This is a genomic window from Pseudomonas sp. NPDC086278, assembly GCF_050280905.1.
Classification (GTDB): domain Bacteria; phylum Pseudomonadota; class Gammaproteobacteria; order Pseudomonadales; family Pseudomonadaceae; genus Aquipseudomonas.
This window is the reverse complement of sequence record NZ_JBNNWE010000158.1, coordinates 1-7144: the sequence shown is the minus strand read 5'-3', so window position 1 is coordinate 7144 and position 7144 is coordinate 1. Positions and strand designations below refer to the sequence as shown.

Here is a 7144-nt window from a genome sequence, read left to right as displayed (position 1 = left end):
TGTATCGCCAGCCGAAACTGCCGGATACGGCGTCGGCGCTGTAACCCGATCTACAGCTCACCGAAACTCAAATGTGGGAGCGGGCTTGCTCGCGACAAACATGCTCAAAGCCCTGAAAAAGCGGGCTGTTGTCTGCAACATCGGCCACTTCGACAACGAAATCGACACCGCTTTCATGCGCAAAAACTGGGCGTGGGAAGAAGTGAAGCCACAGGTTCACAAAATCCACCGTACCGGTCCTGGCGCGTTCGACGCCCAGAACGACGACTACCTGATCCTGCTGGCCGAAGGCCGTCTGGTGAACCTGGGTAACGCCACCGGTCACCCAAGCCGCATCATGGACGGCTCGTTCGCCAACCAGGTGCTGGCGCAGATCTTCCTGTTCGGTCAAAAGTACGCCGACCTGTCGCCAGCCCAGAAAGCCGAGCGCCTGACCGTTGAAGTACTGCCGAAGAAACTCGACGAAGAAGTGGCCCTGGAAATGGTTCGCGGTTTCGGCGGCGTTGTGACGCAACTGACCAAGACCCAGGCCGACTACATCGGCGTGACCGTCGAAGGTCCGTTCAAGCCGCACGCTTACCGCTACTGATCGACGCTGCTGCCTGCTCTCCCTTGTGGGAGCGGGCTTGCTCGCGAAGGCGGTTTATCCTTCAACATTAATGTTGTCTGACCCACCGCCTTCGCGAGCAAGCCCTCTCCCACATCGGGATGTGCAAGTCTTCCAGGCTCACGTGTTTCCAAGGGTATGACCATGTCCCAAGACCGTCGCTACAGTTTCGAGTTCTTCCCGACGAAGACCGACGCTGGGCATGAAAAGCTGCTGGCCACTGCTCGTCAGTTGGCCACGTACAACCCCGATTTCTTCTCCTGCACCTATGGCGCTGGCGGTTCGACCCGTGATCGAACCCTCAACACCGTGTTGCAGCTCGAAAGCGAAGTCAAAGTCCCTGCCGCACCGCATCTGTCTTGCGTGGGCGACAGCAAGGACGACTTGCGCGGCCTGCTGGGCCAATACAAGGCCGCCGGCATCAAGCGTATCGTTGCCCTGCGCGGTGACCTGCCTTCGGGCATGGGCATGGCCAGCGGTGAACTGCGCCACGCCAATGACCTGGTCGAATTCATTCGTGAAGAGACCGGCGATCATTTCCACATCGAAGTCGCTGCTTATCCGGAAATGCATCCGCAAGCCCACAACTTCGAAGACGATATCGCCAACTTCGTGCGCAAGGCCAACGCTGGCGCCAACAGTGCAATCACCCAGTATTTCTTCAACGCCGACAGCTACTTCTACTTCGTCGAGCGTGTCCGGGCGATGGGCGTGGACATCCCGATCGTGCCGGGCATCATGCCGATCACCAATTACAGCAAACTGGCGCGCTTCTCCGATGCCTGCGGTGCGGAAATCCCGCGCTGGATCCGCAAGCAACTGGAAGCCTACGGTGACGACACCCAGAGCATTCAAAGCTTTGGCGAACACGTCATCACCCAGATGTGCGAGCGTCTGCTGCAAGGTGGCGCACCGGGGCTGCACTTCTACACACTGAACCAGGCTGAAGCGAGCCTGGCGGTATGGAACAACCTGAAGTTGCCGCGCTGAAACAGTGCAAGACTCCGAGAAGGCTCTGGCGAAATCCAGGGCCTTTTTTATGGAAAATGCCTTGTCCCAGAGCTTCTGGACCCGGTTTCTGGCTCTTTCCGGTTTCTCGACGTAATCTCAAGTCATGCCTTTGATTTCCCAACTACTGACGCTGCTACTTTTTGCTTGCCTGAGCTTTGCCGCCCGGGCCGAGAAGCTGCGCATTGTCACCGAGCCATGGGCGCCTTATGTCTATGAGGAAAACGGCAAATCCCTGGGGCTGGATTACGAAACCACGGCCATTGTCTTCAAACGCCTGGGGATCGAAGTGGACTGGCAGTTCCTGCCCTGGAAACGCTGCCTGTCGATGCTCGAAAGCGGCCAGGCCGATGGCGCGCTGGATATTTTCCACAGCGACGAACGCGACGCCACGCTGCTTTATCCCAGCGAACCGCTTTCCGAAGTCGAGTTCGTGATGTTCTACGCCAATGACCGCCCTCACCCGTTTCGTACCCTCGAAGACCTGAAAGGCCTGACCATCGGCACCTCGCCGGGCTATCTGTACAGCCCGGATTTCAGCGAGTCGACGCTGTTCACTCGCGAACCGGCGCCGACCCACGAAGCCAACTTCGGCAAACTGGTGCGCGGGCGCATCGACCTGCTGATCACCGATCGCCGCGTCGGCCAGCATTTGCTCGATGAATTGGGCATTCGCGACAAGATCACCGAGAACCCGACCGTCATCAGCCATCAAAGCCAGTTCCTGGCCGTGCGCCGCAATGCCGGCATGGACTTGCTCGTGGCGCGTTTTGGCGCCGAACTCAAACGCTTCAAGCGCGAACCCGCCTACGCGGAACTGAGCAAGCGTTACGGCGCCGAACCAGGCCCGTCGGTGCAAGCCAGCACAGCGCCACTGAAAACCGTTGAGCAGCAGGAAAGCGGCGCGCAGTGATTGCTCTGTTATACTCCGGCCTTCCCGCCAGGCTCACGCCCGGACGCTCGGACTTGTTCAAGGCATCTCGACCCGCTACAGCGCAGCTTTTCAGCCCGCGCGAGCGCTTCCAGACGAGCTTTCGAGGCCCAGCAGGACCGGACGGGATTGCGTTCCTCTTAAACGCCATTCGCGCCAGGCAAGACTCCCATTGGGCCAAGCCCTAACTAAAACAGGATTACTCATGTCCTTTGCTTCCCTCGGTCTCTCCGAGGCTTTAGTCCGCGCCATCGAGGCAGCGGGCTATACCGAGCCTACTCCGGTGCAACAGCGGGCCATTCCCGCCGTGTTGCAAGGTCGCGACCTGATGGTCGCGGCACAGACAGGTACTGGTAAAACCGGCGGTTTCGCCCTTCCGATCCTGGAGCGGTTGTTCCCCAACGGTCATCCGGACAAATCCCAGCGTCACGGCCCGCGCCAACCGCGCGTACTGGTCCTGACCCCTACCCGCGAACTCGCGGCGCAAGTACACGAAAGCTTCAAGGTCTATGCCCGTGACCTGAAGTTCGTCAGCGCCTGCATCTTCGGCGGCGTCGGCATGAACCCGCAGGTTCAGGCCATGTCCCGGGGTGTCGACGTGCTGGTGGCCTGCCCTGGCCGCCTGCTCGACCTCGCCGGCCAAGGCAGCGTCGATTTGTCCCACGTGGAAATCCTCGTGCTGGACGAAGCCGACCGCATGCTCGACATGGGCTTCGTCCATGACGTGAAAAAAGTCCTGGCCCGTCTGCCGAGCAAACGTCAGAACCTGTTGTTCTCGGCGACGTTCTCCAAAGACATCACCGACCTCGCCGGCAAGCTGCTGCACAACCCGGAACGCATCGAAGTCACGCCGCCGAACACCACGGTCGAGCGCATCGAACAGCGCGTTTTCCGTCTGCCGGCCAACCACAAGCGTTCGCTGCTGGCGCACTTGATCACCGCGGGCGCCTGGGAACAGGTGCTGGTGTTCACCCGCACCAAGCACGGCGCCAACCGTCTGGCCGAGTACCTGGACAAACACGGCCTCAGCGCCGTCGCGATCCACGGCAACAAGAGCCAGAACGCCCGCACCAAAGCCCTGGCCGACTTCAAGGCCGGTGAAGTGCGCATCCTGGTTGCCACCGACATCGCCGCGCGCGGTCTCGACATCGACCAGTTGCCGCATGTGGTCAACTTCGAACTGCCGAACGTCGACGAAGACTACGTGCACCGTATCGGCCGTACTGGCCGGGCCGGTCGTTCGGGCGAGGCGATTTCGCTGGTCGCGCCGGACGAAGAGAAGCTGCTGAAAAGCATCGAGCGCATGACCCGGCAGAAGATTGCCGACGGCAACCTGATGGGCTTCGACTCCAGCGCTGTAGAAGCCGAGAAGCCGGAAGTGCGCGAGCGCCCGGATGTGCGTAACCCGCGCAACCCACGTGGCCCGCGCGGCGACGGGCCAAATGGCGGCGGCGGTGGCGGCGGCGGTCGTAAAGACAAAGGCAAGGACAAGGGCGGCAAGGAAAAACCTGCCGCCACTGGCCGTGGCGAGCGCCCGGCGCGTGAGCAGAAGCCACGCGAAGGCACCCCGGCGCGTGAACAACAGCGTCCGGCGCCACGTGCTGCCGCTGCCGACCGCGCTCCGGATGAGTTCCTGGACGACGATATCGATAACTTCGGTAACCGCGTCGACTATGTGCCTCAAGCCAAACCGTCTCAGGGCCGTGGTCGTCGTCCGGGGGCTCCGGCGCAAGGCGCGGCAACGGGCGCAGGCGCTGGTGCCGCGCGCACCGGCGGCAAGCCGCAGGGTCGCCAAAGTGGCCCACGCAGCAGCGATGGCGCCACCACCGGCACCCCGCCGGCCAAGCGCAATGGCCCACGCAGCGGTGCCCCACGTGACGGCCAGGCCCGTCGCGAAGAAAGTCGCAACCGTCGCCCTGCCCGTGACGAGCAGCCGCGTTCGGAACCGGCCGTGCAAAACCCGCGCGGCCCGGCCCCGAAGATCATCCATAAAGAGTCGAAAACCGATCGGTTCCCGACTCCTGAGCAACTGGATCAACTGCCAGGCCGCCCTCGCGGCGAAAAACCAGCATTGCTGACTCGCAACCGCTGATTTAACGCCGCACCAAAAAATGCCCCGGCTCGCGAGATCCGGGGCATTTTTGTTTTCCGGGACAGGCACAAATCTTCAACCCACCAAGGGATTTTGGTCATCCACAAAATGTGTGTTCACCGGTGATCAAAGGTTGGAGCGGGCTTGCTCGCGAAAGCGGTGTGTCAGACAACATCAATGTTGAATAAATGACCGCATTCGCGAGCAAGCCCCGCTCCCACAGGGGGATTTTTGCCCATCCACAAAAAGTAGGCTCACTGTCGTTCAAAGGTGGGAGCGGGCTTGCTCGCGAAGGCGGCGGGTCAGTCGACATCGATGATGAATGTTCGACCGCATTCGCGAGCAAGCCCGCTCCCACAAGGGGGGGTTGTGGTGGTTATGGCAGTTTTTCTGGGCAATAAAAAACGCCCCGGATCGTGGGATCGGGGGCGTTTTTGGGGCAGGCGAAAATTACTTCGCTTTGACACCTTCAAAGGTGATGTACAGATCAACCACGTCGGACTGCGGGCCCAGGTCCATCATCTTGCCGAAATCGGAACGCTTGATGCTGGTGGTGCCTTCGAAGCCGGCACGGTAGCCGCCCCATGGGTCTTTGCCTTCACCCAGGAACGTGGCTTTGACCACGATTGGCTTGGTCACGCCGTGGAAAGTCAGATCACCGGTCACGTCAGCAGTCACTTTGCCATCGGCATTTTTGCCGGTGGTTTTCACGCCGGTGGAGACGAACGTCGCCTTGGCATAGGTGCTCACGTCAAAGAAGTCTTTGCTGGCGATGTGCTTGTCACGTTCTGCGTTGTTGGTGAAAACGCTGGCGGTGTTCACGTTGAACTCGATCTTGCTGTCTTCCGGCTTGGCGGCGTCGAAGCTGAACTTGCCGTCGATGTCCTTGAACGTACCGGTGATGTAGCTGTAGCCCAAGTGGCTGATCTTGAAGTCAACGAAGGCGTGCTGGCCAGCCTTGTCGACGGTGTAGTCCGCAGCCATTACGTTGGCGGACAACAGGGCGGAACCGATTGCCAGAGCGGCGAGCGTCTTTTTCAACATGTTTTGTTTTCCTTTGGAGTCGAGGTTGTACGTCAGGCTTTGCGACCGAGCATTCGCTTGAGGGTCACATCGCGGTCGATAAAGTGGTGCTTCAATGCTGCCAACGCATGGAGACCGGAAAAAATTACCAGTAACCACGCCAGGTAAAGGTGAATCTCACCTGCCGTATCTGCCTGGTCCGGTAGTCCGGAAACCAGTGCAGGCACTTCAAACCAGTCAAACACCGGAATCCCGACACCCTCTGCGGTGGAAATCAGGTAACCGGCAATCATCACAGCGAACAGATTGAGATACAGAAAGCCATGGCCGAACTTGGCGCCAAGGCGCGTCATGCGGCTGTAGCTTTGCAGCGTCGGCGGCGGTGGGCTGATAAAGCGCCACAGCACGCGCAGCAACATGAACCCCAGCAATATCAAACCGATGCTCTTGTGCAGATCCGGCCCGGCCTTGCGCCATGGATCGTAATAGCCAAGGCCAACCATCCACAGACCCAGGCCGAACAATCCGAACACTGCCAGTGCTATGCCCCAGTGCAAGAAGATGCTGACCCAGCCGTAGCGAGCAGTAGAGTTTCGTAGTTGCATTGCCAAGTCCCTGTAAGTGCTGGCCCAAGACTATCGAGTTATCTATCGAATTAAAGCCGAAAATTTCGCTTTGAAATATCGAGAAATACGATCAAGAGTCTGAAATAGGTGCGTTAAGCAAAGATTAAAGACCAATTCGTTCGAAAAAATGGAGCCTGGACAAAGAACACTTGCGCCCCGGAATTTATTCGCCTTCCGATAATGCTTTTCGTCAGGCATAAAAAAACGCGACATCTCTGCCGCGTTTTTTCAATCTCGCAACTTATTGCGCCTTGGTTTCTGTCGCCGGAGTTGCCGCAGGTTTGGCCGCGGGTTTCTTCGCCGGTTCAGCTTTCTTGGCTGGCGCTTTGGCCGGCGCTTTTTTGGCTTCGGTTTTGGCCGCGGGCTTCTTCGCCGGCGCCTTGGTCGATGCCTTTTTAGCGGGCTCGGCTTTTACCGGGGTCGCGGGCTTCGGCGCTTCGACCGGTGCTGGCGCCGGCGTCGGAACAGGAGCCGGAGCAGGTGCCGGAGTCGGTGCTACCGGAGCCGCTGGCACGGGGGCCTTGGCCGGTTCTGGTTTGTCGTCGGAACCACCGAACAGGTTGGTGAAGAAGTTGCCTTTCTTCGCGGCTACCGCGCCAGCCGCTACTGCGGTCGCTGCCGGTACGACTTTCGCCGGTTCAAACGACTTGCCCGCCGCCAGGTCTTCAACCTGACTGGCCGCACGCTCGCCGCTACGCAATGCGCCTTCGAGTGTGCCCGGATACAACGTATCGGTGTGTTCGCCAGCAAAGGCTACACGTTGCAGCGGACGTTCCCACAAGCGCCAGTACTTGCTGATCTGGCCCGGACCGAAAGCCAGGTACGCGCCACCCATCGACGGGTCGGTGCTGTAGCGG

The 7144-nt window shown here is 59.9% G+C and carries 6 protein-coding genes and 1 pseudogene; 4 read left to right on the top strand and 3 right to left on the bottom strand.

Translation table 11 applies throughout. From position 1 onward, the window contains the following. Positions 1-94: 94 nt before the first annotated feature. The 4 genes and pseudogenes from ACQKP4_RS27870 to ACQKP4_RS27855 all read left to right on the top strand — a co-directional run. Positions 95-589: pseudogene (locus ACQKP4_RS27870) on the top strand (adenosylhomocysteinase); the annotation flags it as partial. Between the two features lie 162 nt (positions 590-751). Then, complete coding sequence (gene metF / locus ACQKP4_RS27865) at positions 752-1597, top strand: methylenetetrahydrofolate reductase [NAD(P)H] (protein WP_427637247.1); 846 nt, start codon at positions 752-754, stop codon at positions 1595-1597. Between the two features lie 124 nt (positions 1598-1721). Continuing rightward, positions 1722-2528, top strand: coding sequence for a substrate-binding periplasmic protein (locus ACQKP4_RS27860; RefSeq protein WP_427637245.1), 807 nt, complete (start codon positions 1722-1724; stop codon positions 2526-2528). Between the two features lie 223 nt (positions 2529-2751). Then, complete coding sequence (locus tag ACQKP4_RS27855) at positions 2752-4638, top strand: DEAD/DEAH box helicase (RefSeq protein WP_427637244.1); 1887 nt, start codon at positions 2752-2754, stop codon at positions 4636-4638. A gap of 450 nt (positions 4639-5088) precedes the next feature. Here ACQKP4_RS27855 and ACQKP4_RS27850 read toward each other — a convergent pair whose 3' ends face one another. From ACQKP4_RS27850 to ACQKP4_RS27840, 3 genes are all read right to left on the bottom strand, one after another. Beyond that, the gene (locus tag ACQKP4_RS27850) at positions 5089-5682 is read right to left on the bottom strand and encodes a YceI family protein (protein ID WP_427637242.1); all 594 of its coding nucleotides are present in this window, start codon (positions 5680-5682) and stop codon (positions 5089-5091) included. A 32-nt stretch (positions 5683-5714) separates the two neighbouring features. Beyond that, positions 5715-6266 (bottom strand): cytochrome b, encoded by a 552-nt coding sequence (locus ACQKP4_RS27845; protein WP_427637241.1) that lies wholly within the window; start codon positions 6264-6266, stop codon positions 5715-5717. A 262-nt stretch (positions 6267-6528) separates the two neighbouring features. Continuing rightward, positions 6529-7144, bottom strand: a 616-nt coding sequence (locus ACQKP4_RS27840) for an FAD-dependent oxidoreductase (protein WP_427637240.1), incomplete at its 5' end; no start/stop codon positions are given.

Coding starts and splice junctions, on each gene's coding strand:
- ACQKP4_RS27855 (WP_427637244.1), top strand. CDS start 2,752: ATGTCCTTTGCTTCCCTCGGTCTCTCCGAGGCTTTAGTCCGCGCCATC.
- ACQKP4_RS27845 (WP_427637241.1), bottom strand. CDS start 6,266: ATGCAACTACGAAACTCTACTGCTCGCTACGGCTGGGTCAGCATCTTC.
- ACQKP4_RS27850 (WP_427637242.1), bottom strand. CDS start 5,682: ATGTTGAAAAAGACGCTCGCCGCTCTGGCAATCGGTTCCGCCCTGTTG.
- metF (WP_427637247.1), top strand. CDS start 752: ATGTCCCAAGACCGTCGCTACAGTTTCGAGTTCTTCCCGACGAAGACC.
- ACQKP4_RS27860 (WP_427637245.1), top strand. CDS start 1,722: ATGCCTTTGATTTCCCAACTACTGACGCTGCTACTTTTTGCTTGCCTG.